A 23,114-nucleotide genomic window follows, 5' to 3' on the forward strand; every position below is an offset into this window, starting at 1 on the left:
TCTATATACAAGAATGATAAAAAGGAGATTACAAAGTGAAGCCATATGAAATAAAAAATATGATTATTGATGACGAGTTTGATGGTGAAGAATCGGTTACAGCTGATTTTACTCACAATTATAAAGAGTATAGCATTACTTTAAAAAAAACAGATCTTGAAATAATCAATACATGGGTTTTGGAGGATGGTTCATCTCTTCCAGCAAATTTACCAGGTACTATCATTGAATCAATAAGGGAGGATATTAAAAAGAGAATCTAGTCATTTGATATTGAGTAAATTGATTTATTTAAGAAAAAAATCAATTAGTCGATGAGGGGATAGAGCCCCAAATAGATAAAAGGTATTTCAAAAAATATGGCTTGGCAATTCAAAATGTGCAGACCAGCATATAAGAAGTTTGGTTTTAAAGAAACCGATGTATGGTTAGTTTTAAATTTTTTTTAAATTTGTGAAGACACTTAAACAAACGGGTTCATTAGTTCTAGTTTCCACTCCAGGCACTCGCTTACCGCGGGATGTCCGCCCTCGGCGCTCTTTGCGCCTGTGGGGTCTCCCTTGGACGAGCTTTTCCCGCAGGAGTCTCGTACCTTCCGTTCCAATCAACTTTGTCTTGAAATTTAGATAGAAGCCCTTTTGTCGAAAAGGGGGTTCGGAGTGGTCTCACAAAAATTTGCGACACACCTGCCGAATAACTGGCTAGCCAAGACCCCACAGACGGTTGCGGCTAGGAGGCTTGGCTGACAGCCGGCGGAAAGGGAGCGGATTTCTGAAATCAGCTGGAACGTTTTTTAAAACTGTAGATAAACTCAATTATTACCGAGTTTGTCTACAGTCTGAGGCTAAGAGTCGTTAGCAAATGATAAGCTCTCCAAATTAAATGGAGGGCTTTTTTTTCATAGGAATGTTTATAATATATCGACTTATTCCCTTTGGATTGGTAATATTTACTTTATTATTACATTTCTAATATAAGGCGGTTAAATGATGGGTGGGAAAATCATTAACGACGAGTTTAATAAACTGATAGAAAGTGGGCAATATCGCAAATTGGTCATTTTATTATGACTAACTTTATTTACATATTTTGTTTATTAGTATGGGGACTTAATTTTATTGCCGTTAAGATTCAAGGTACACCTGTGAGTTTAGAATTATCTTTAACATATCGTTTAGGTTTGACGGCAATCCTATTTTTCATTTTATTGTGCATTCTTAGACCTAAAGGAAAACCTAAGAAAAAAGATGTTCCATTTATTATTGTGTTTGGAATTTGTAATTTTGCTTTAAGCTATTTATGCCTTTATTACGCCACTATCTTAAGTTCGGCGGCCATGGTTACTTTAATTTTTTCATTGAAAGTCATTTTAACACCCATTGCCCTTCGTGTTTTTTTGAAGGAACCATTACATTCACGTATCTTAATTGGCGGGATAATTGGTGTGCTGGCTGTTTGTATTGTTATTTACCCGAGTTTAAATAATATTCATGGATTCAATGATATAAAGGGTATCATGATGGCTGTTCTGGGTACCATCCTTACTGCATTGGGGGATGCAAGCTCGGCTAGAAATGCCAGGAAGAAAGTAAACCCAATCTATGCTAATGTACTTGGATTTGCAGCAGGAGGAATTCTTTTAGCGGCAATTGTGTTCATTCAAGGACAATCAGTCACTTTACCGACATCTATTACATATTTATCTGCTTTGTTCTATTTAACTATATTCGCTTCCTTTGGAGCTTGGCTATTCTACCTCAAGCTTGTAGAAAAGATAGGTGGGGCGAAAAGTGGATACATGGTTGCCCTTTTTCCGGCAATTGGAGGTATAGCTTCAGTAATGATTGGTGAATCAGACCCATCCATTTTCTTGGGAGCTGGCTGTCTTTTAAGTTGTTTAGGTGCCGCTATTGCATTAGGTTTTGGTTTGGTAAAAGTAACTTGAAAGAAGAAATTTAATTCGATTTACAGAGAGGGATGGGACAATGGAAAGTAAATGGCCAAATGAAATGAAAGTCGTGCAAATCCGGGTTGCACGTCCTACTGATCAACTAAAAAAGGTTGTAAACTTCTATTGTGAAGGATTAGGTTTGAAAAAAATCGGTTCTTTTGAAGGGCACGAGGGATATGACGGCATCATGATTGGGCTTCCAGATTCCAGCTATCATTTAGAGTTTACTCAACATAAGGAGGGCAGTCCTTGTCCTGCCCCATCAAAAGATAATCTGCTTGTCTTTTATATTCCTGAAGGTAAAACCATTGAAGAAATCACGAATAGATTGAAAGGTATGGGGTATGAACCGGTTTCTCCGGAAAATCCATATTGGGAAAAATCAGGTGTTACTATTGAAGATCCGGATGGTTGGAGAGTAGTTTTAATGAATTCTCCTGGCATAGGAAATTGAATTTTTAATCAGCATTGGAATGAAAACGACCGAAAAGCATCATGCTTTTCGGTCGTTTTGGATTTATGAGGACATGGTGATCCCGCCATTGATGTGAATGCACTGTCCCGTTATATAGGCACCTTCATCAGATGCCAGCAACACATAGGCGCCTGCATGATCTGCCGGCTGCCCAGGGCGGCCAAGTGGTGCCTCGGTACCGAATTCGGCAACGGATTGTTCGTCGAATGTCGCCGGGATGAGCGGAGTCCAAATCGGTCCTGGTGCCACCATATTGACCCGGATCCCTTTTTTAGCCACATTCTGTGCAAGGCTGCGTGTGAATCCGACGATTGCCCCTTTTGTCGCCGTATAATCCATCAAAGTTGCATGCCCTCTGTACGGGTTGATCGATGTTGTGTTGATGACCGCATTGCCTTGTTTCATATGAGGAACCGCGTGCTTGCTCATGTAAAATACTGAATATATATTGGTGCGGAACGTTTTGTCCCATTGCTCGTCCGTGATATCCTCAATGTTTTCCGTCGGGAATTGCACCGCTGCATTATTGACGAGGATGTCCAGCTTTCCGAACTCGTCCAGCGTCTTCGTAATCAATTCCTTACAATTCGCCTCCACGGAAACGTCACTTGGAAGTAAGAGGCAGCGAACGCCTTCCGCTTCAATCAGCTGCTTTGTTTCTTCGGCATCCCTGTGCTCATCTAAATAATTCACAACCACATGGGCGCCTTCCCTTGCATAAGCAATCGCAACCGCACGTCCGATGCCGCTATCTCCGCCTGTAATCAAGGCAACGCGGCCCTTTAGCTTACCGCTTCCCATGTAATCCTTTGGCTGAATCGGAAGTGGATTCATCTCTGATTCAATGCCAGGCTGTCTTTCCTGTGTTTGTCCGGGCTGTCCATTTTTTTGCTGTTCATATATATTCAAAGAAAATCTACTCCTCTTAAACTATTGATCTAGTCATACTTTAGCCTTGAAAAAGTACGGTTAAAAATCTGATTCCTTCTGCGAACGATTACAACAATGGCGAGGCAATCCAGTGACGAAGGAATTACGGTGTTCAAAGTTGAATTACATCCTAATAAAACGTTCAGGGGTGTTAATGTGAATTCGATAGAAACAATACAAGAATTAACGAATAAAGAACAATGGTTAGAAGCCTTTCCAATCATGAATCAGTTACGTACTGACTTAACTCAAAAAACATATCTGGAGTTACTTGAAGAAATGAGGATGGATGGGTACTGTTTGTTTGCTTTATATAAGGATAACCGGATTGTATCCTTGGCTGGTTTAAGCTGGAGAGTGAACTTTTATAATAAACGGCACGTGTTTATTTATGACCTTGTAACAGATGCTGCGCACCGTTCATCTGGATCTGGAGAGAAGTTATTAAATTATCTACATAACTGGGCAAAAGAAAACGGAGCTTCATATGTGGCATTGGAATCTGGCATCCAGCGAAACGATGCCCACCGTTTCTATGAAGAAAAATTAGATTATGATAAATGGTGCTACTCATTTAGAAAGACGCTGTGAGTGGAAATGGCGAAATGTTAAGTAAAAGAGCTGAGTATTCAGCTTTTTTTGTGCCATTGATGGAGGAAATGGAGTGAATGTAATACACATTGTCCACGATGTGTTTTGGGTTATGAACATTTTCAGTAAGAATAGATCAATTTTAAATTCACAAGTAAATTGCCGAAACTCACGAGTAAATCGTTAAAATTCACGAGTAAACGCCGATTCACGAGTAAAAGCGTGAAATTCACGAGTAAATTGCCGAAACTCACGAGTGAATCGGCTAAACTCACGAGTAAATCGTTAAAATTCACGAGTAAACGCCGATTCACGAGTAAAAGCGTGAAATACACGAGTGAATTGCCGAAACTCACGAGTGAATCGTTAAAACTCACGAGTAAACGCCGATTCACGAGTAAAAGCATGAAATTCACGAGTAAATTGCCGAAACTCACGAGTAAATCGGCTAAACTCACGAGTAAATCGTTAAAATTCACGAGTAAACGCCGATTCACGAGTAAATCGGCTAAATTCACGAGTAAATCGTTAAAACTCACGAGTAAACAGGCTAAACTCACGAGTTATTCATCCTTTTTACAACTGTAAATTCATTCTTTCGCTGAAAAGCCCTATTTAAAAATTTTTGTAATGTTTTATTTAGCCTTGGACATACTTAATTAAGATATCAAAAAGTAACATTTAATTAAGGAGGAAACCCAATGGCTAATGAAAATATACAAATGAAAATGGAGAACATTTGGCAGGATACATGTGGATCATGGGAAAACTGTACGGAAACTACAATTCAGTCATTCTTGGAAAAATCCGAAGAAAGCAACATAGATCCGCAATATTGCATGAGCTGGGTGGAACAGCATAAATCCCAAATACCTGAGTGGGATGCCGTTTCAAAAGTGTCGCTTGACTGGGTTAATCAACATACTTCAACGGGTTCCCCCATTTCAATCAAGGAAGATTATTAAAAAGTTATACTTTTTCTACTTATGTATGGTATGGACTCTACTATGTTTAAGAGGTGAAAATAGTTGTCAAATAATGAGGAACAAAACGGTAAATCAAATTCTCGGCAAGGTTCAGAGGATAACAATGAACCAGATTACAGAGTTAATGCATGGAATGAAATGAATGGTGAAGATAAATTTGTACAATCAGCCATCCAAGAGGAATTCAATAATCCAGTAATCGAAGAAACTATCTTGAAGTTCAATAAAATAGCGAATGAAGAAGAAAAGGAAACTTGATTTTTGGACGCGCCCTATAGGGCGTTTTTTTTATTATGCAAAAGAACATATCTTTACCTTTTAGATTTATAAAAAAAGAATGATATACAAATAAAGGGAAAAGGCATTTTGGTATCGTATAAAGCATAGTATAAATCGTTTTTATTAATAAAGTTAGCCATATCATTAATGGGAGTGAAGATCATGGAAGCGTCGGTTGAGCGGATTTTTTCTGATGAATTGGTGAAATTGGCTGGACATTTTTTTCAAGTGAATGCTGGGAGTCCGGTTAAACTTGGAGATGCAGAGAACTACGTTTTCGAGGTTTACGGGGATGGAACGCCATACATCTTAAGAATGACACATCAATCACATCGTACAAAAGGTCAAGTGCTTGCGGAGTTAAAGTGGATTGAGCATTTACAGAATAATGGTAGTAAAATTCCTAAAGTCATCTCTTCGAAAGAAAATAACTTAGTTGAAATTGTAAAGGGTCTGGATGGTACGGAATTTTATTGTTGCCTGTTTGAAAAAGCTCCTGGTGTAAGGATGAAAGTCACCGATGAAAATTTTGACGAACCTTTATTTTTTGAATGGGGAAGAACCATTGGCCAAATGCATAAACAAACAAAAGGTTATAAGCCTGAAAAAAAATATAAAAGGCTGGATTGGTATGAAGAAGAATTATTGAATGTCCAACTCTATTCATCCGATGTTCCAGAGCAATTGATGCACCAACAAGAATTAATCATGAAGAACTTAAATGCCCTTCCGGTTCATCAAGATAATTTTGGATTGATTCATTCTGATATACATAACGGCAATTTCCATTTTCATGAGGGTAAGATTCATGTTTTTGATTTTGATGACTGTTCTTATCACTGGTTTGCCAGCGATTTGGCCATACCGCTGTACTATTTGATGTGGAGCTTGGAACGTGAAGGGGTAAAAGGGATCGATGAATATGCTGCCAAGTTCATGAGGGAGTTCATAAAAGGTTATGGAACGGAAAATATCCTTGAACCTGTGGAATATGAAAAGATTCCTCTATTTTTAAAGTTAAGGGATTTAACGTTATATAATTTTTTTCATAAAAAATACGATTTGAAGAATGCGGATAGTCAATTATGCAAAACCGTTCAAAAAATCGAACGTAGAATTATCGAAAGCCGTCCTATTGTTCACTTCGATCCGAATGTGGTTCATTGAGGGGGATTGGAATGTCAGAAATGAAAAAAAATCGACTTGCATATAGGGTTCGGACTGGTGAATTGGAAGATGCGGAAGCGGTTTTGGATATACAGAATGCCGTTATTTCCGAAGGCGAGTATTTTATTGCCGTATCGGAGGAGTTCAATAAAACACCAGAACAACAAAGGGATTGGATACGAAGGTTATTGGAAAATGAACGAGAAACCATCATCGTGGCCGAACTAAATGGTGCGGTCATGGGATGGATAGTATTTCAAGCGGAAAATAGGAAGAGAATGTCTCACAAGGGCTCATTTGGAATGATGATCAGGAAAAATTATAGAGGGGAAGGAATTGGAAAAGAGCTTATAAAAGCATTATTGGAATGGGCAGAAGCAAATCCGTTCATTGAAAAGGTGAGCTTGGGAGTTTTTTCAACAAATCAGCGGGCAATATCACTGTATAAAAAGATGGGATTTGTTGAAGAGGGCCGTAAAGTCAAGGAATTCAAGATAAGTGAACGTGAATACGTCGATGATATTATCATGTACAAAATGGTTTGAACAGACCAAAAGAGCATGAATTGATTCAATACATGCTCTTCCGGTTTTGTTATGTATCTATTTTTATAGTAAAACGGTGTTTATGTCATGCATCATCTAATTACTTTCACGTTCACTTGCTTTCTTCCCCACGTTAAAGCATCATCTTCACTCGCGATGAATACATCGATTCTGTTTCCCTTGATGGCGCCGCCCGTGTCTGCAGCGATTGCTTGTCCATAGCCTTCGACTTCAACGATGGAGCCTAGCGGAATCACGTTCGGATCGACTGCTATCAATTTGGCATCATCATATTTTTTTAGGTCAACGCCCATTCTTGTAGTGCCTGAGCATCCCTCGCAGCTCGCTGTGTATGCTGTACTTGTGACCGTCAGTTCTTTAACGGCTGAGCTTGCTGAACTGGCTCTTTCTTCTAATTTACTGAAGGTCCGGGCACCGGCTATTCCGTCAGCTGATAATCCCTTTTGCTTTTGAAAGTTCATGATGGCTTGCTTTGTACCTGTTCCATAAATGCCATCGATCGTTGATGTGTAAACATCCCAGGCCTTCAATAACCTTTGCAGTTCAGCTACAGGTCTTCCCATATCCCCGCTTTTCAGTACCTGTATTTTCTGATTCGTTTGTGTTCCTGCTATTCCATCGGCTTTCAGTCCTGATTTTTCCTGAAACTTCTTTACGGATTCTTTTGTAATCGGTCCGAAGTAACCTGTTGCTTCATGATAGGGAAAAACCCCTTTTGTCAGTAATAATTCTTGTAAGTCTTTAACATCACCATTACTCATTCCATACGAAAGTGTGCGATCCAAAGCAGCGGCTTCGCCTTTTGTTGGCATACATACTCCTAGAATGAATACAGAAGCCGTTAGGATCGTTAATAAGATTTTCTTCATGTTTATCCTCCTCGTTGTTTCCTGCAGTTAAACGATTCGTTAAACTATCACTCTTTAAGGCGCAGATAAGGAAAAACACCGCGAAGGCACTAAGGAATTGTTAAAACATGTAACAGAAAGAATAGAAATGAGGCGGAGATCGGGTTACCTTGTCCTTAGTAATTAGCGAATTCTGGATTTCATCGATAAGAATCAGGCTTCACTTGGAACGAACGAAATAGTTTGGTTGTACAAAGGGCATTCATTCATGTACGTTTAAGTTAAAAGAAATTCTATTTCACGGTTAAAGGAGGAAATCATTTTGATTAAATCAGTTATTTTCGACTTTGATGGTTTAATTTTAGACACAGAAACGGTTTGGTATGAGGCATATAAAGAAACGATGGCTTTTTATAAATCTGATTTGCCTCTGGAACATTTTGTTAAATGTATCGGGACGGATAATACTGAACTTAATCAGTACTTCAAAGATCAGCTGGGGGAAAGTTGTAATATCGAAGAAATTGAATCCAGAGCAAAAAGCCTCCATGAAGTAAAAATGAAAACCTCACAGGCACGTGAAGGTGTAAAGGATTATTTAGAAGAAGCAAAAAAAAATGGATATAAAATCGCCCTCGCTTCAAGCTCGACAAAAGAGTGGGTCACTCATCATTTTGGGGAACTCGGGCTGTTTCATTATTTTGAAGTTATTATCACAGGGGATGAAGTCGAACAAGTAAAACCAGCGCCTGATTTGTATGTAAAGGCAATTGAAGTCCTAGGCATTCAGCCCACAGAAGCCGTAGCATTTGAAGATTCCTTAAATGGGCTTCAAGAGGCCCTTACTGCAGGATTAAAGTGTGTAATCGTTCCAAATCCCGTAACGGAGGCTCTAGCTTTTCAAAATCATCATTTACGCCTCCGATCCATGTTGGATAAGAGCTTGTCTGAAGTTATAAAACATATTGAGCAATAAGCCTTCGAAGGAATTTATAGTATGATAAAGGAATGAAACCGCGCCGAAGATGGCAGAGTCTTCGGTTTTTCTGGTTTTTAATGAATGTTATATTTTGGTGGGGTGGGTGAGGTTATGGGAGTGCATATCAACGGCGAAGGAGTTCGTCTGCGGGAGGTCAGGAGAGCGATCTTCCTATCTTTTTCGAGCAGCAATTGGATCCTGCCGCAAACGATATGGCTGCTTTCACATTAGGGATCCATCAGACAAGGCGGCTTTTTTGAAACACTGGAAGAACATCTTATCGAACCGGGATATTCAAAAAATGACGATAATCTGTAACGGATGTGTTGCGGGTAGCATTCTCAAGTTTGAACAGTTTGGTAACCCGGAAGTGAGTTATTGGATCGGGAGGCAATATTGGGGTAAAGGAATCGCTTCAGAAGCACTGCTCAATTTTTTGCCGGAAATAAAAGTCCGCCCTCTTTATGCCCGCGCAGCCAAGGAGAACCTTGCATCCTTCCGAGTATTGGAGAAATGCGGGTTTGAAAGATTCGATGAGGACAAAGGTTATTCCTATGCAAGGGGCAAAGAGGTTGAAGAATTCATTTTGAAACTTGAATCAGGAAACCCCTGTTAAGATAAGAATATAACAATATCGTTTAACCTATGAGGAAACGGGTGACATACAATGGGATATAAGATTTTTTCCATCATTTTTATTTTATGTGGTCTTTTTATAATGTGGTTCGCCATTTTTGGCAAAAAGAAAGAGATCAAAGAGTTCGGCTCCGGAATGCCAACGAATTTCATCGATGTAATTTTAATGATGATATATAAGCTTTTACCTTCCACTATTAGAAAAATCCTTCTATTTGCATTGGGTCTGGCCGTTTCTATCGGCTTTACCTATATATTGCTCAACTTATGATTATCCATTATTTTACCTTATTAGGTAAAATAATGCTGAAACTTTATTCTTTGGGAATCGTACTAAATGATAATGATACATAGGAATTGTTGATATTAAAGCGATGGCAGTGTTATCAATCATAGGGGCGGGAAGTTTACTCCGACGGAAGGCATTAACGAGAGTTCGATGTTATTGCGAGATAAGGATAGGGAGGGAAACGATCATTGTGTAAAAGAACGGTAAAATTCAAATCTATTGATTGCAGCTGATTCAAGGGGTGCTTATATCCAAATATCAGTATAGTAATAATATGCATAATATGGTAATGTGAAATTGTGTGATTTTGGAAAATATAAAAAAAGGAAGGTATTATATGTCTGAATCGGTTCTTAAGGTTCAATCCTTAACTAAAAAAATTGGAAAAGCAACCATCGTAGACAATGTTAGCTTTGAAATAAAAAGTAATGAAATATTTGGTTTGCTTGGTCCGAATGGGGCTGGTAAGACCACTATCATCCGTATGATCACAGGTCTTATCAATCGTACGGGCGGTACTGTCATGATCAATGGCAGTGACCTCGATAATGATTTCGAAGGTGCGATGAATCAATTGGGGGCCATTGTTGAAAACCCGGAGTTTTATAAGTACATTACAGGCAGGAAGAATATCCTTCATTATGCCCGAATGTCATCCAATGACATATCCAATGAGAGAATGGAAGAGGTCATAAAGCTTGTCAAACTGGATCATGCCATCGATAAGAAGGTTAAAACATATTCATTAGGGATGCGTCAGCGCCTTGGCGTGGCACAGGCCATTTTACATAAACCGTCGTTATTGATTTTTGATGAACCGACGAATGGCTTGGATCCACAAGGGATTCGTGAGTTTCGTGATTATTTGAAAGTACTGGCAAGTGAAGGCGTCGGAATATTGATTTCATCACATTTGCTATCGGAAATGCAATTGATGTGTGATAGTTTTGCCGTTATCGAAAAGGGAAAACTGATACATACGAAAGAACATATTATTGATGAAAAAACCGAAACGATCAATGAAGTTTCATTCACTGTCAGTGATGGGGAGCTAGCTAAAAAAATCCTTCAAGAACAGTTTGGGGACATTACGATTCTAAAATATGATGCGAAAACAATCTCCGTATCGGCCACTCGTGAACAAACGGCCGAGATAAACAGGAGTTTTAATGTAAATCAACTGGATGTCTATGAAATTGGCATTACTAGAAAATCACTGGAAGACAAATTCTTTGAAATCACTGAGCAGGAAATGAGGGAGTCTGTATGATGTCCTTAGTAAAAAATGAATGGATGAAAATCTTTTCAAAAGTATCAACTTATATATTCATAGCTTTTCTTTTATTGGCAGCATTAGGGGCTGCAGTCATCGATTATAAACTGATTCCCGAAACGAGTAAAGATTGGGAGCAAGAGTTAAAGGCAGATATACAGGAACAGCAACAGGCTATGGAAGCTAAGGAAATCAGTGAAGATGAAAAAGCCGCGATCATGGACGAGATTAATTACAACAAGCAACTGTTGGCTGATAATATAAACCCTGACTTAAACACGAATTGGACCTATATGGCTGAATGGACTACATCATTAACATCATTTGTCACTTTATTCGTCGTTATTGTTTGCAGCTCGCTCGTTTCCTCGGAGTTTTCGGATGGTACCATCAAACAACTGTTGATCAGGCCTTATAAACGTTGGAAGATTCTGCTTTCCAAATATATTACTTCCCTGTTATTTGCAGCATTATTATTGGCGAGCCTACTTATATTCAGTTATCTAATCGGAATCATATTTTTTGGCAATGGCTCGTATTCAGACAAAATAATGGATCCCGCATCTTTCGGTGAATTCAGTCCGGTGGTAGTCGGAGAATATTTCGTGGACATGATCGTTTACTGGATACCGGGATTCTTGGTCATCACGACCATCGCTTTCATGTTAAGCACATTATTTAAAAACCAAGCACTTGCAGTAGGTATATCCATTTTCATCCTATTTGCTTCTTCGACGTTAAATATGGTCATTCAATCATTCATCGGAAAATACGAGTGGTTAAAATTCGTCTTATTCCCCCACCTTGATTTAAGGGGCTATATTTCCGGAACCATAGAAATGTTCGATGGAGCTACCCTTGGATTTTCAATGGGCGTACTTGGCGTCTATTACCTGATCTTTTTAGCGCTAACTTTCTTCTTCTTCCAGAAAAAAGATATCACTAATTAAATAATCCTTACCGAAAAAACCGAAATCAGTGGCTGATTTCGGTTTTTCTTATGCAACAAAGAGTGCATGAGCCATTTGCTACTTGAATCAGGCATAAAGTGAAACTTTCATCCAAATTTATCCGTATAAGATAATATAAGGATATTCCGGTTGTGTAACAGGGGTGTAAAATAAGGTTCTGTTAATTGGACTTATAGGATTCTCTTTATTTTTAAAAGGCATGATCATATCACAATGGATAGTCGGGATAGGCAGAGGATTCATAATGGGGGTCGCCTGTTTGCTAGTTAGTACCTCCATTTACAGCATAGGATATGTACAATACACTATTAAATTGCGGCCTATGCGGGAATAATTTGGCCTAAGCGAAAATAATCCGATAGAGAGGGAGCAGATTTAAAGATGGGGAAAATGCATTATAAACGAAAGTTAATGATTGTACTTATTATTATTGGAACAGCATTAGGTTTCTATGTGTACTCGGCATTCTCTGAAAAATTGACAAAATCAACAGATTTGTCTGATGAATCTATCGGGGGATTTAAAGTTTTGGATAACATATTGAGTCCAGAATTTATTAGGGAATATGGAGAACCCATCGATCAAGATAATAATAATGCATATGATTATTATTATTGGAAAGGCGGGTTAAAAACGGCCTCTTTTAATACAGACGAGGATAAAGGGAAAATTATGCGGTTAATCATTTCAAGTACGGACGACGATCTATTTGAAAACTCCCTACAAACAAGCAAAGGTATTAAATTAGGAAGTAAGAAAGCGGACGTTCTTTCGAAGTATGGAGATCATTATTATAAAAGTTATGAACAGGGAGCGGATATTATCGGCTACATTGACCATAAACGGAATATTACTTTAGAATTTTGGTGTGTTCAAGGTGGAAGGGTTGCAGAAATACGATTGGATGATGCAGATGTCATTTAATGTTTTTTCACGAGTGTCCTCGATTAAGAGGTTTGGCCGTTTAAGTGAATAAGAAAGCGATGCGATAAAGAATATGTTCAAAAAAATTTCATCCATCACTACATCATTTAACCAATCATATTTGTTGGGGTATATGCATTTTTAAACTTGATGATACCCCGGTTCCTCTAAATGATGCTCTGCATATGGTTTTACTCTATTATTTTGCAATAAGTGTGTATCATATCATGCTTTGCCTAATTTAAAGTTTAAGGGGGAATGATAGAGGGATTAATTTCTAATTTTTATAAGTTCTGAAACCATTTATTACTTTATCCGTATATTTAATTATGTACGGTGCTGGAAAACGGTTCCATTTATCATTTTATAGATTGGGAGATGAAGGTTCATGAACGAAAAGGGTTGCATGAAATGTGGAAGCAATGATGCTGCTAAGAAGGATGTAGCCATGACAGGAACAGGATTGTCAAAAATGTTCGACGTCCAGAATAATCAATTTACGGTTGTGTATTGCAAGAATTGCGGTTATTCGGAGTTTTATAATAAGCAATCATCGGCAGGCAGTAATCTGCTGGATCTATTCTTTGGATGATCACTGCACGAAAAGAATCCCCTTTTTCATGAAAAGGGGATTTTTGTTTTTTCATGATGTCAGCCCATTACCCGATGAAATGGTCTTGAACGACTTTTGAAAATTCCTTTGCGACGGGTGAAAGGTCTTTAGACGACTTCATGACCAATCCAATCTCCCGGGAAAGTTCTGGATTCAAGGGCAGGCTTTTGATACGTTCCGGTTTTTCCGGCAGAGCCAGGTCGGGCATAATCGTGATGCCTAATTTCCCTGCTACCATTGAAAGCACCGTTTGATTGTCTTTAATGTCGTATGAAATGTTTGGTTTTATCTTGGCTTCCAGGAATCTATCTTCTATAAGTGTTTCACAGCCAGATCGCAGCATGATGAATGGTTCATCAACGAAGTCCTCAAGGTTAATTGCGGTTCTCTCAGAAAGTGGATGGCCTTCGTATACGACAGCTGATAAAGGATCTGTTAGCAGATGGATGAATTCCACGTTCTTCACTGGTTTTGCTGCAAAGCCCACGTCCACTGTTCCTTCTTCGATCCATTTTAAGATTTCCTCATATCCACCTTCATGAATCAGTAGATCGATATTAGGGTATTTTTCATTAAAGATAGAGAATAGCTGCGGTATGAATCTGGCAGTGAAGCTTGGAAAACAGCCGATCGTTATTTTCCCGACTTCCATTCCATTCACAGCTGCAATTTTTTGCTCGATATGTGCAAGGTTGGCAGTGATGGCCCGCATATGTGGAATAACCTGTTCCCCTGCAGTCGTGAGTGTTATACCTTTGCGGTCACGCTTTAATAAAGTCACACCAAGTTCCGTTTCAAGTGCTGTAATGTTATGGCTCACGCCTGATTGAGTCAGTCCGATCCGGTCTCCCGCTTTCGTAAAACTTCCGTGTTCAACAACTTGTAAAAAGACTTCCAGCTGAAAAAAGTTCAAGTGCCCCACACCTTTCTTCTAATTTATTATACATGAGAAACTCTAATCCAAGTAATGAAAAACATTCATTTTACTTATGGTGTGGTCGAGAATACAATAAAATTACAAAAATAAAATGCGAATGGGTGATGGGAAAATGATGAAACGGAAATACGAGCAAATTTTTTCACCGTACATGCTTTCTAATGGATCGGTTCTTAAAAACAGGATTGTAGTTGCGCCCATGACCACTTATTCAGGTCAGGAGGATGGCTTGGTTTCTGACCAGGAATTAGCTTACTATAAAAGAAGAGCAGATGGACCTGCCATGTTCATAACTGCCGCTGCCGCCATTTCCCCTGTTGCTACAAGCTTTCCCCGGCAAATGAAAGTATATGATGAACAAAGCATCGCTGGACTCACACAGCTTGCAAAAACAATCAAATCAAAGGGTGCAAAAGCCATCCTCCAGCTTCATCATGGCGGAAGCGAGAGCCTTCCAAGCTGTACAGGCGGAGAAAAAATGGTTAGTCCGAGTGGTATCATTGCAAGCGTTTATAAAGAAATGGGCGGGGAATACATTCCTAGGTCAATGAGCCACACTGAGATTCTATCCACTATTCAAGACTTTGGAAGAGCCACCCGCCATGCCATTCGTTCAGGATTCGACGGCGTGGAAATCCATGGAGCGAATGGATATCTCCTTCAGCAGTTTTTTTCACCCCACTCTAACAAACGGAGAGATCATTGGGGAGGGAATTTGGAGAATAGAATGCATTTTCCACTTGCCGTCATCGCGGAGGTGAAGAGGATCCGTGATCTATACGCAGACAAGGAATTCATTATTGGGTATCGCTTTTCCCCCGAAGAACCGGAAGAAGGCGGTTTGAAAATGGATGACACAGCTGCATGGGTGGATGAATTGGCAAGTCAAGAGCTTTCCTATTTACATCTTTCTGTTAAAAATGTCTGGTCCATCGCCAGAAGTGGATTGAACATGGGGTTAACAAGGACCGAAATCATCCGCGATATCATCGCTGGCAGGACCAGTTTCATATCACTTGGATCGATTCATACTCCAGAGGAAGCAAATGCTGTGCTTGAGAAAAATATACCGCTTTTCGCATTAGGAAGAGAACTACTGATGGAACCGGACTGGGCCAGTAAAATAAAGGAAGGTAGGGAAGACGAGATCATGACGACCTTGCCGCGCGATAGCAGGTGTACATTAATGATTCCAGACCAAATGTGGGAGAATATCATCTCTCGTGACGGCATGCCCGAGAAATGATTATATGGATGTAAAAAATGGTAATCTCATGAGGGGAAATTCAATGAATAAAATAGCACTTTTTCAACTGTCTCTAGCCATGACAATCTTTGGTTCTGTCGGTTTCTTTTCAGAACTATCAGGACTTCCTGCATTGGAACTGGTTTTTGTTCGCTGCATTTGTGCTGCTGTATTCTTATGTGCAGCATGGATGATTACCGGACATTTCAAGAACGAAATATGGAATTTCAGAGAGGTAAGGCTCATCATTTTCTGCGCGGTGGCCAACTTGTTAAACTGGATATTCCTCTTTAAATCTTTCGAACTGATATCCGTGACAATTGCCATTTCTCTTTATCATTTAGCCCCGATCATTGTACTCATTATAGGGAGCTTCATCTTTAAGGAGAAAATGAGTTTATTCTCCATCCTGGCCATTTCCCTTTGCTTCATTGGCACATTATTCATTATGGGAACAGATGGATTTCGATCATCAACTCCTGAATGGGAAGGGATCATGTATGGAATCATTGCGGCATTTTTCTATGCGGCAACCATGCTTTTAGGAAAGGGCATTAAAAAGACAAGTGTATATGCGACCACTTTTCTGCAAATGTTCATTGGATTCCTATTACTGATTCCTTTTGTGGATTTTTCAGTATACACAACGCTAAAAGCTTCCGAATGGTTGTATACGGTACTTACTGGCATCATTCATACAGGCGTCGTGTATCTTCTATTTTTTAATAGCATTCGCCATTTGCCTACAAATGTAGTATCTTTCATGATTTTTGTAGATCCGGCAGTTGCCATCCTTTTGGATATTCTGCTTTCAGGGTTTCAACCGGACAGGATTCAAATCTTGGGTATTTCATTGATATTCATTGGGGTGGTCTATTCGCTTAAGACTTCAAGACCGAATGAAAATGGTGTCATGGAGAAAAGGCCGCACACAATGTGAGGCCTTTTTCCTTTATGGTTTTTTATTAACCTATTGATTAAAATGATAGACATCCCAAATGTCAGGTGTTTCCGATCCAATGTACCAAGCAGATACACCGCCTAGATGATTTTGTTTTACCAGGACAATCCGGAGCTTCACTGATTTTTTATCCTCTATCCATATTTGATGCTTTTTCCCTTTGGAAGTATATTCCACGTAATTTTGTGAGGTCTTTTTATCCCATACCTTTTTAAGTCCATGAGATGAAATGATTTTGTTGACCTCAGCCATGGTACGGTCATGACTTTTCACTTTATTGGTCGATAAATCGGTTACCCATTCCCTCGTATAAAATGGTACAGCCAATATGATCTTATGAGCAGGTACTTCTTTCATTAAAAGCTTCGTTCCTTCTTTGATCCAAGGTAACGAAGAAACGGAACCGGCTACTGGGCTCCCTCCCCAATGCTCGTCATAACCCATTATGATTATGTAATCCGCTATTTTGCCAAGAGCTTTCCTATCCAGGCTTTTTGACCAAAAAGGGTCGTCATTTTCCCGGGTGACATCCACGGATACTTTAATTCCATGTGGTTTTAATGCCTTTTTTAGTTCGCCTATGAAAAGTACAAAGTCCTTCTTATTTTTTTGATCGATGTTCTCAAAATCTACATTTATTCCATCACTTTTAGTTTTAACAAGTGAATCCCGTAAAGTTGAAACTAATTTCTGGCGCTTTTTGGTACTGCCTAGTACAGAACCAGTTAAAACAGGGTCAAATTTATTACCGATAAGCTGCCAAACTTGTTTTCCTTGTTTATGAGCGTTTTGGACGAATTTTGCATCTACAGAAACGGAAACATAATTACCGGTATCTGTCAGTGTATAGGAACGGGGAGATACTACATTTAAATTGGGCTGTTTAATTTGTTGGGTGTAGTTTTCTTTCGATCCATTATGCGTCCAGCCCATGACGATACGTTTTTGCGCTTTTTTTTGAAGTTGGGATTTCATTATCCATCCCTTTTTTCCGTTTAGCAATTGAACTTGGTAGTAATAATCCGGAATCTTCAATTTTTGGCCCACTTTAAGGGTAACTGTGCGTAAGTTATTTAATTTCGTCAAATCACTTGTGGTTACCTTATATTTAGAAGAAATCTTCCACAAGGTATCGCCTGATGCAACTTTATGGATCTTATATTTCTGGGGAATCTTCAGGCTTTGGCCAACAGTAATTTCAGTAGAAGTCAATTTGTTTTCTTTTTGTAATGCACTTACTGAAACTCCATATTGATTGGCTACTTTCCATAATGTGTTTCCAGTCTTTACTTTATGAATGATAGGCCCCGCGGAATCCCCAACGACAGAAGAAATGACGGGAAACTCCTCGCCTTTTTTTAAGGTATTTAATAGAATAGAACTTAATTTAGGAGAACTAAAAACTTTTGTATTGTCCACTTTAACAGAACCTATGTATTGGGTTTTACTTGATGAATGACCATTGGTTGGAAAGAGACACATACAAAGGAAGCTTAACATAATAAAACATCCAAAGAATTTTTTCACAATTATTTTATTCCCCTTTGTAAAATTTAACTTTACTAGTTTACTATGGAGAATAGCTATAAAATAGAGGTACATTGTGGAAAGGCACTATATAGAAGGAATAGGGATCTAAAAAGGATTTACGATTCTGCTGTTGCAGCAACACCCACACTAAGGTAGATCGAATTATATCGCTGTAGGTCGAATTATTCCGCAGAATGACAATTAATTTGTTAGTTCTAGTCCATATATGAAGAAGGGGATATTTTATATGTCACATTTTGCATTACAGTTTTATGATTTTAACGTATGGGCAAATAAGCAGATTTTCAACCGCTTAAAAGAGCTTCCAAGGGATGTTTACCATCAAGAAGTTCAAAGTGTGTTTTCATCGATATCGAGTGTGATGGCCCATGTGTATCTTTCCGATCTGGGGTGGGTGGAGGTTTTTTCCGGTAAAAGCATGAAACATGCATTGATGTTGGCTGAACAACGGAAAGAACAAACAGTGTCAAAGGAATTAGAGGAAATGGAGGCCATGTTTTTTAAGTTATCCGAGCAGTACAAATCGTTGCTTAGCCAAAAAGAAAATATAGATAAGCCTCTTATGATTGAGAATCCATCTGGCGGCCAAATGAAAACAGGTGTAGCCGAATTGGTACCCCATGTCGTGAATCATGGAACATATCACCGTGGCAATATCACAGCCATGTTACGGCAAATGGGTCATGCTTCTGCTTCGACGGATTATGGTCTTTATTTATTTTTAAAAGGAAAGTAACTGGATTTCAATTTGGCAAAAAAAGATAGTTCCGTGAAGGCTACCTGTAATTTTGAAAATATCGAAACCCTATACATAGGACAGGTTAACCAATTTTTTCTGGTTGGCCTTTTTTACGTTTGCCGTTGAAAATGACTTGTACATGACATTTGTCATCTTCTAGTCATGACACCTGGTACTAATAATATCAGGTTGATTTCTTTATAATATGTATAACGACAAATAAAAGGAAGTGCAATTGAATAATGACCTTGCAAAATACGAAGAACTTGAGAAAACAAATTGCTCCTTTTGAACAATCAACGACAAAGCAAAGTATATGGCAGATCGTCAATACCTTGGGGCCGTTCATCATTTTATGGTACCTAGCATATATAAGCCTTTCCGTTTCTTATTGGTTAACTTTAGTTCCAGCCGTGATTGCTGCTGGCTTCTTGACAAGAATATTCATTATTTTCCATGATTGTACCCATCATTCATTTTTCAAAAGCCGCCGTGCGAATAGAGCAGTAGGTACGATCATGGGTGTTTTGACTTTATTCCCGTTTGATCAATGGGGGCATGAGCATTCTGTGCATCACGCGACAAGCGGTAATTTGGATAAGCGGGGTACAGGAGATATTTGGACCCTTACGGTGGATGAATATTTGGCTGCACCGCTTAAAATTCGTTTTGCCTATCGTTTTTATCGCAATCCATTGGTTATGTTTGGTATTGGTCCAATTTATGTATTCCTTCTTAAAAATAGATTTAACCGCAAAGGTGCTAGAAAGAAGGAGAAAATGAATACGTATTTGACGAATGCATTAATCGTCGTATTAGCAACATTGCTTTGCCTGGCAGTAGGCTGGCAGTCGTTCCTTCTGGTACAAGGTTCCATTTTCATGATTTCTGGTTCAGTGGGCATTTGGCTGTTTTACGTCCAGCACACATTTGAGGACTCTTATTTTGAAGAAAATGAGGAGTGGGAATATGTATTGGCAGCAGTGGAGGGAAGTTCTTTTTATAAGCTTCCAAAACTGATGCAGTTCCTTACTGGTAATATCGGTTACCATCATGTTCACCATTTAAGTCCAAGGGTACCTAACTATAAATTGGAAATGGCTCACAATAATACGCAGCCTTTAAAGAACGTTCCAACGATTACTCTTGCGACAAGCTTGCGCTCACTCCGTTTCCGTTTATGGGATGAGGAATCCAAGAATTTTGTTGGTTTTAAAGACATCAAATATTTAACGAAAAAAAGCGTTTCCGCTCAAGTTAAATCTGAACTGTAACGTTCATGTATCATTTCAGACTCCCTTATTAATCCTTGGATTTTGGGGAGTCTTTGTTTCATATAAGGAACTCGATAAAGGAGAGAACTTAAAAATGATTCGAATTGTCATTGCAGAAAATCAGCAAATGCTGTTAGAGGCAATAAGTTCTCTACTCAATCTTGAAGAAGATATAGAAATTGTCGGGCAAGCCAGTAATGGAGAAGAAGCGATGTCTCTTGTACAGCAATTACAGCCTGATGTTTGTATCATGGATATGGAGATGCCTGTAATGAGCGGACTTGAGGCTGCGGAATCTTTAAAGTCATTTGAATGCAAAGTGGTCATTTTAACGACATTTAGAAGGACTGGTTATTTTCAACTCGCATTAAAAGCTAATGTAAGTGGTTATTTATTGAAGGATAGCCCGATTGAAGAGTTAGCCTGCTCGATTCGCAGCATAATGGATGGCAAGCGAATATACTCCCCAGAACTTATAGATGAGTCTTCCGGCAATTATGGCCGGGAAATGGGAGTGTTAGGGCTTTTAGCCGATGGTCAATCCAAAATTGAACCGTCTAATCAGCAAAGCGGCACAATAGGGACAGTAAGGAAATATCTTTCGACCATCAAGGATAAAATGAAGTTACCGGCTGGTTAAGATTTGTTTCTTAAATCCTGTTGACACGTTTTTTTAAATTGTGTACGATGGATTAAATTATAATATTGAAAATTCTGTGATGAAGAGAGTAGTTCATTTTGAAATGGAAAGCGAGTTAGGGATGGTGGGAGCCTAATGCAGGACGGATGAATGAAGCGCACTTTGGAGAAATTTCTTGAAACGTTTAGTAGGGAAAATCGGGGAGTCACCTCGTTAACAATGGAAAGTGGTCACAATTTGTGGCAACTAGAGTGGTACCACGGGAATTCATGCTCTCGTCTCTTATTTAGAGGCGGGGGCTTTTTTGTTTAGGAGGGAAAATGACGATGAATAAACCAATTGCAGAATTGATTTCAACTGCTTTGAACAATGAGATGCCAGCAAGTGAAATAGAAAAATTAATGGAAAAGCCAAAATTGATGGAGTTAGGCGATGTCGCCTTTCCGTGCTTTACTCTTGCGAAAAAATTCAAAAAATCGCCTCAAGTGATTGCGTCTGAAATAGCCCAACAATTAAACAGTAAGTTGATCCAAGAAGTGAACGTAGTGGGGGGTTATCTGAATATCTTCGTCAATCAACAGATGGTGACGGAAAACGTGCTGCAAACGATATTAAGGGAAAGGGATCAGTATGGTTCGATGCAGCCTGTACAGGAAAATGTCGTGATTGATTATTCCTCCCCGAATATTGCCAAGCCCTTTTCCATGGGGCACTTACGCTCAACGGTCATAGGGAATGCACTGGCCAACATTGCCGAAAAAAATGGCTACAATGCCGTGCGTATTAATCATTTAGGAGATTGGGGCACGCAATTCGGTAAGTTGATTGTCGCGTATAAGCTGTGGGGCGACAAAGAGGCAATCGAAGCTTCGCCGATTGAGGAATTATTGAAAATCTATGTGAAGTTCCATGAAAGAGCTGAAACGGATGAATCGTTGAATGAACAAGCACGCGCAAGCTTCAAGTCGCTTGAAGATGGGGACGGGGAAGCACTGGCATTGTGGAAATGGTTCAGGGATGCGTCTCTAAAAGAATTTGAGACGATTTATGACTTATTGGGCATCCGTTTTGATTCCTATGCCGGCGAAGCGTTTTACAATGACAAAATGGATGCTGTTGTCGGGGAACTAAAAGAAAATGGCTTACTTACCCTATCCGAAGGTGCCTATGTCGTTCAATTGGAAGATATGCCGCCTTGTTTGATTACGAAAACGGATGGTGCGACACTTTATGCCACGCGTGATTTAGCTGCAGCCATGTATCGTAAAAAACAGTATGAGGCGAAGAAAACATTTTATGTTGTCGGAAACGAACAATCCCTGCACTTTAAGCAACTCTTTAACGTCATAGAAAAAATGGGGTATGATTGGTCAAAGGATTTGCAGCACGTAGCATTTGGCATGATGTTGAAAGACGGTAAGAAAATGTCGACACGTAAAGGGAAAGTCGTGCTGCTTGCGGATGTATTGGCAGAGGCGATCGAAACTGCGAAGCGCAATATTGAAGAAAAAAATCAAGCGCTTGAACAGAAAGAACTGGTTGCAAGACAGGTTGGTGTCGGAGCGGTAATCTTTAATGATTTAAAAAATAACCGCATGAACGATATTGATTTTTCATTAGAGCAAATGATGAATTTTGAGGGAGAAACGGGTCCATATGTACAATACACATTTGCGCGAATTTCCTCATTGCTTGAAAAAGGTGAATTTAAAGAGCAGGCCATCCAGTATGACGCTTTAGGGGAATATGCGTGGTCAGTCATCCAGCTGCTGGAGCAATACCCGATCATTGTCCAAAAATCATTTGAACAAGCCGACCCATCACAAATCGCGAAATTCAGCTTGCAGTTATCTCGTGCATTCAATAAGTATTATGCACATACGAAAATCTTAGTTGAAGATGAATGGAAACAAATGAAGCTCTCATTCGCTTTTTCCGTAGCGATTGTTTTGAAGGATGCGTTAAGTTTATTGGGAATTTCGGCGCCGAATAAAATGTAAGTTTAAATAATCCCTGCAAAAAAAGGAATCCATTTTGATCTTTCAAAATGGATTCTTATAAAATGGATGCACAAATGCCTACTCGATGACATTGAACCATAAGGGATTTATCTCAAGTTCAACGTTGAATTGATCGTGATTTCCTCGCCAGCCTTTATGTCTTTATGTGCATACAAGTCTATCGTTAGTCGCATTCGGAGTGCATCTAAGGCAGCCCTGGTGCAGTGATACTACTTTATTTTTCATATGCTTCATGGTAAATGTTGTTTCCAATTTTTCAACCAAGAG

General features: G+C 39.2%; 25 protein-coding genes, 1 pseudogene and 1 other annotated feature. Of the genes and pseudogenes, 21 read left to right on the forward strand and 5 right to left on the reverse strand.

Going from position 1 to position 23,114, the window contains the following annotated elements:
• Positions 1-35: 35 nt before the first annotated feature.
• From QFZ73_RS15825 to QFZ73_RS15835, 3 genes are all read left to right on the forward strand, one after another.
• On the forward strand, positions 36-263 hold the full coding sequence (locus QFZ73_RS15825; RefSeq protein WP_307267908.1) for a hypothetical protein: 228 nt from the start codon (positions 36-38) through the stop codon (positions 261-263).
• 803 nt (positions 264-1,066) lie between these two features.
• Entirely contained in the window at positions 1,067-1,945 is an 879-nt protein-coding gene (locus tag QFZ73_RS15830; protein WP_307267911.1) for a DMT family transporter, read from the forward strand.
• 40 nt (positions 1,946-1,985) lie between these two features.
• Positions 1,986-2,405: a VOC family protein gene (locus QFZ73_RS15835; RefSeq protein WP_307267914.1), complete on the forward strand. Its 420-nt coding sequence runs from the start codon at positions 1,986-1,988 to the stop codon at positions 2,403-2,405.
• A gap of 63 nt (positions 2,406-2,468) precedes the next feature.
• On the opposite strand, the gene QFZ73_RS15840 is transcribed toward QFZ73_RS15835, so the two are convergent.
• The gene (locus QFZ73_RS15840; RefSeq protein ID WP_307267917.1) at positions 2,469-3,335 is read right to left on the reverse strand and encodes an SDR family oxidoreductase; all 867 of its coding nucleotides are present in this window, start codon (positions 3,333-3,335) and stop codon (positions 2,469-2,471) included.
• A gap of 177 nt (positions 3,336-3,512) precedes the next feature.
• Between QFZ73_RS15840 and QFZ73_RS15845 the strand changes: the two genes are divergently transcribed.
• The gene (locus tag QFZ73_RS15845) at positions 3,513-3,947 is read left to right on the forward strand and encodes a GNAT family N-acetyltransferase (protein ID WP_307267920.1); all 435 of its coding nucleotides are present in this window, start codon (positions 3,513-3,515) and stop codon (positions 3,945-3,947) included.
• A gap of 122 nt (positions 3,948-4,069) precedes the next feature.
• Here the strand turns inward: QFZ73_RS15845 and QFZ73_RS15850 are convergent, their stop codons facing one another.
• The gene (locus QFZ73_RS15850) at positions 4,070-4,507 is read right to left on the reverse strand and encodes a hypothetical protein (RefSeq protein WP_307267923.1); all 438 of its coding nucleotides are present in this window, start codon (positions 4,505-4,507) and stop codon (positions 4,070-4,072) included.
• A 141-nt stretch (positions 4,508-4,648) separates the two neighbouring features.
• On the opposite strand from QFZ73_RS15850, the gene QFZ73_RS15855 reads away from it, so the two are divergent.
• The 4 genes from QFZ73_RS15855 to QFZ73_RS15870 all read left to right on the forward strand — a co-directional run bounded on the left by QFZ73_RS15855 (position 4,649) and on the right by QFZ73_RS15870 (position 6,924).
• The gene (locus tag QFZ73_RS15855) at positions 4,649-4,912 is read left to right on the forward strand and encodes a hypothetical protein (RefSeq protein WP_251430064.1); all 264 of its coding nucleotides are present in this window, start codon (positions 4,649-4,651) and stop codon (positions 4,910-4,912) included.
• Positions 4,913-4,975: 63 nt separating this feature from the next.
• Positions 4,976-5,191, forward strand: a complete 216-nt coding sequence (locus QFZ73_RS15860) for a hypothetical protein (protein ID WP_307267928.1) — start codon at positions 4,976-4,978, stop codon at positions 5,189-5,191.
• A 183-nt stretch (positions 5,192-5,374) separates the two neighbouring features.
• Positions 5,375-6,379: a phosphotransferase enzyme family protein gene (locus QFZ73_RS15865; RefSeq protein ID WP_307267931.1), complete on the forward strand. Its 1,005-nt coding sequence runs from the start codon at positions 5,375-5,377 to the stop codon at positions 6,377-6,379.
• A gap of 20 nt (positions 6,380-6,399) precedes the next feature.
• Positions 6,400-6,924: a GNAT family N-acetyltransferase gene (locus QFZ73_RS15870; RefSeq protein ID WP_373459012.1), complete on the forward strand. Its 525-nt coding sequence runs from the start codon at positions 6,400-6,402 to the stop codon at positions 6,922-6,924.
• 92 nt (positions 6,925-7,016) lie between these two features.
• On the opposite strand, the gene QFZ73_RS15875 is transcribed toward QFZ73_RS15870, so the two are convergent.
• The gene (locus QFZ73_RS15875) at positions 7,017-7,814 is read right to left on the reverse strand and encodes a peptidoglycan-binding protein (RefSeq protein ID WP_307267938.1); all 798 of its coding nucleotides are present in this window, start codon (positions 7,812-7,814) and stop codon (positions 7,017-7,019) included.
• Positions 7,815-8,118: 304 nt separating this feature from the next.
• Between QFZ73_RS15875 and QFZ73_RS15880 the strand changes: the two genes are divergently transcribed.
• The 7 genes and pseudogenes from QFZ73_RS15880 (at position 8,119) to QFZ73_RS15910 (ending at position 13,457) form a co-directional block, all read left to right on the forward strand.
• Positions 8,119-8,769: an HAD family hydrolase gene (locus QFZ73_RS15880; protein WP_307272819.1), complete on the forward strand. Its 651-nt coding sequence runs from the start codon at positions 8,119-8,121 to the stop codon at positions 8,767-8,769.
• Positions 8,770-8,883: 114 nt separating this feature from the next.
• Positions 8,884-9,388: pseudogene (locus QFZ73_RS15885) on the forward strand (GNAT family N-acetyltransferase).
• A gap of 51 nt (positions 9,389-9,439) precedes the next feature.
• Positions 9,440-9,679 carry a hypothetical protein gene (locus tag QFZ73_RS15890; protein WP_251430079.1) on the forward strand — a complete coding sequence of 80 codons (240 nt, stop codon included), beginning with the start codon at positions 9,440-9,442 and terminating at the stop codon, positions 9,677-9,679.
• Positions 9,680-10,034: 355 nt separating this feature from the next.
• A complete protein-coding gene (locus tag QFZ73_RS15895) occupies positions 10,035-10,967 on the forward strand; it encodes an ABC transporter ATP-binding protein (protein ID WP_307267948.1) in 933 nt (310 codons plus the stop codon).
• Positions 10,967-11,920 (forward strand): ABC transporter permease, encoded by a 954-nt coding sequence (locus QFZ73_RS15900; RefSeq protein WP_251430085.1) that lies wholly within the window; start codon positions 10,967-10,969, stop codon positions 11,918-11,920. The genes QFZ73_RS15895 and QFZ73_RS15900 overlap by 1 nt, the downstream gene beginning before the upstream one ends.
• A 402-nt stretch (positions 11,921-12,322) precedes the next feature.
• Entirely contained in the window at positions 12,323-12,865 is a 543-nt protein-coding gene (locus tag QFZ73_RS15905; RefSeq protein ID WP_251430088.1) for a hypothetical protein, read from the forward strand.
• A 388-nt stretch (positions 12,866-13,253) separates the two neighbouring features.
• Positions 13,254-13,457 (forward strand): zinc ribbon domain-containing protein, encoded by a 204-nt coding sequence (locus QFZ73_RS15910; protein ID WP_098373407.1) that lies wholly within the window; start codon positions 13,254-13,256, stop codon positions 13,455-13,457.
• Between the two features lie 67 nt (positions 13,458-13,524).
• Here QFZ73_RS15910 and QFZ73_RS15915 read toward each other — a convergent pair whose 3' ends face one another.
• Positions 13,525-14,391 (reverse strand): LysR family transcriptional regulator, encoded by an 867-nt coding sequence (locus QFZ73_RS15915; protein WP_307267953.1) that lies wholly within the window; start codon positions 14,389-14,391, stop codon positions 13,525-13,527.
• A 136-nt stretch (positions 14,392-14,527) separates the two neighbouring features.
• On the opposite strand from QFZ73_RS15915, the gene QFZ73_RS15920 reads away from it, so the two are divergent.
• Complete coding sequence (locus QFZ73_RS15920) at positions 14,528-15,661, forward strand: NADH-dependent flavin oxidoreductase (protein WP_307267955.1); 1,134 nt, start codon at positions 14,528-14,530, stop codon at positions 15,659-15,661.
• A 43-nt stretch (positions 15,662-15,704) separates the two neighbouring features.
• Positions 15,705-16,601 (forward strand): DMT family transporter, encoded by an 897-nt coding sequence (locus QFZ73_RS15925; protein ID WP_307267957.1) that lies wholly within the window; start codon positions 15,705-15,707, stop codon positions 16,599-16,601.
• A gap of 30 nt (positions 16,602-16,631) precedes the next feature.
• On the opposite strand, the gene QFZ73_RS15930 is transcribed toward QFZ73_RS15925, so the two are convergent.
• A complete protein-coding gene (locus QFZ73_RS15930) occupies positions 16,632-18,122 on the reverse strand; it encodes a LysM peptidoglycan-binding domain-containing protein (RefSeq protein ID WP_307267960.1) in 1,491 nt (496 codons plus the stop codon).
• Between the two features lie 277 nt (positions 18,123-18,399).
• Here QFZ73_RS15930 and QFZ73_RS15935 point away from each other — a divergent pair, with 277 nt between their 5' ends.
• The 4 genes from QFZ73_RS15935 to argS all read left to right on the forward strand — a co-directional run bounded on the left by QFZ73_RS15935 (position 18,400) and on the right by argS (position 22,826).
• Positions 18,400-18,909, forward strand: coding sequence for a DinB family protein (locus QFZ73_RS15935; protein ID WP_307267963.1), 510 nt, complete (start codon positions 18,400-18,402; stop codon positions 18,907-18,909).
• Between the two features lie 245 nt (positions 18,910-19,154).
• Positions 19,155-20,186 (forward strand): Delta(5) desaturase DesA, encoded by a 1,032-nt coding sequence (desA, locus tag QFZ73_RS15940; RefSeq protein WP_251430103.1) that lies wholly within the window; start codon positions 19,155-19,157, stop codon positions 20,184-20,186.
• Positions 20,187-20,280: 94 nt separating this feature from the next.
• Positions 20,281-20,826, forward strand: coding sequence for a response regulator (locus QFZ73_RS15945; RefSeq protein WP_307267969.1), 546 nt, complete (start codon positions 20,281-20,283; stop codon positions 20,824-20,826).
• Positions 20,827-20,893: 67 nt separating this feature from the next.
• Positions 20,894-21,112 (forward strand) — a binding site (T-box leader).
• A 34-nt stretch (positions 21,113-21,146) separates the two neighbouring features.
• Positions 21,147-22,826 (forward strand): arginine--tRNA ligase, encoded by a 1,680-nt coding sequence (argS, locus tag QFZ73_RS15950; protein WP_373458943.1) that lies wholly within the window; start codon positions 21,147-21,149, stop codon positions 22,824-22,826.
• The last annotated feature ends 288 nt before the right edge of the window (positions 22,827-23,114 follow it).

Origin of the sequence: Peribacillus sp. V2I11, assembly GCF_030817135.1 — a bacterium.
In the GTDB taxonomy this organism is placed as follows: Bacteria; Bacillota; Bacilli; order Bacillales; family DSM-1321; genus Peribacillus; species Peribacillus simplex.

Coding starts and splice junctions, on each gene's coding strand:
- QFZ73_RS15875 (WP_307267938.1), bottom strand. CDS start 7,814: ATGAAGAAAATCTTATTAACGATCCTAACGGCTTCTGTATTCATTCTA.
- QFZ73_RS15870 (WP_373459012.1), top strand. CDS start 6,400: ATGAAAAAAAATCGACTTGCATATAGGGTTCGGACTGGTGAATTGGAA.
- QFZ73_RS15935 (WP_307267963.1), top strand. CDS start 18,400: ATGTCACATTTTGCATTACAGTTTTATGATTTTAACGTATGGGCAAAT.
- QFZ73_RS15865 (WP_307267931.1), top strand. CDS start 5,375: ATGGAAGCGTCGGTTGAGCGGATTTTTTCTGATGAATTGGTGAAATTG.
- QFZ73_RS15925 (WP_307267957.1), top strand. CDS start 15,705: ATGAATAAAATAGCACTTTTTCAACTGTCTCTAGCCATGACAATCTTT.
- argS (WP_373458943.1), top strand. CDS start 21,147: ATGACGATGAATAAACCAATTGCAGAATTGATTTCAACTGCTTTGAAC.
- desA (WP_251430103.1), top strand. CDS start 19,155: ATGACCTTGCAAAATACGAAGAACTTGAGAAAACAAATTGCTCCTTTT.
- QFZ73_RS15930 (WP_307267960.1), bottom strand. CDS start 18,122: ATGTTAAGCTTCCTTTGTATGTGTCTCTTTCCAACCAATGGTCATTCA.
- QFZ73_RS15905 (WP_251430088.1), top strand. CDS start 12,323: ATGGGGAAAATGCATTATAAACGAAAGTTAATGATTGTACTTATTATT.
- QFZ73_RS15835 (WP_307267914.1), top strand. CDS start 1,986: ATGGAAAGTAAATGGCCAAATGAAATGAAAGTCGTGCAAATCCGGGTT.
- QFZ73_RS15900 (WP_251430085.1), top strand. CDS start 10,967: ATGTCCTTAGTAAAAAATGAATGGATGAAAATCTTTTCAAAAGTATCA.
- QFZ73_RS15890 (WP_251430079.1), top strand. CDS start 9,440: ATGGGATATAAGATTTTTTCCATCATTTTTATTTTATGTGGTCTTTTT.
- QFZ73_RS15910 (WP_098373407.1), top strand. CDS start 13,254: ATGAACGAAAAGGGTTGCATGAAATGTGGAAGCAATGATGCTGCTAAG.
- QFZ73_RS15945 (WP_307267969.1), top strand. CDS start 20,281: ATGATTCGAATTGTCATTGCAGAAAATCAGCAAATGCTGTTAGAGGCA.
- QFZ73_RS15830 (WP_307267911.1), top strand. CDS start 1,067: ATGACTAACTTTATTTACATATTTTGTTTATTAGTATGGGGACTTAAT.
- QFZ73_RS15895 (WP_307267948.1), top strand. CDS start 10,035: ATGTCTGAATCGGTTCTTAAGGTTCAATCCTTAACTAAAAAAATTGGA.
- QFZ73_RS15920 (WP_307267955.1), top strand. CDS start 14,528: ATGATGAAACGGAAATACGAGCAAATTTTTTCACCGTACATGCTTTCT.
- QFZ73_RS15855 (WP_251430064.1), top strand. CDS start 4,649: ATGGCTAATGAAAATATACAAATGAAAATGGAGAACATTTGGCAGGAT.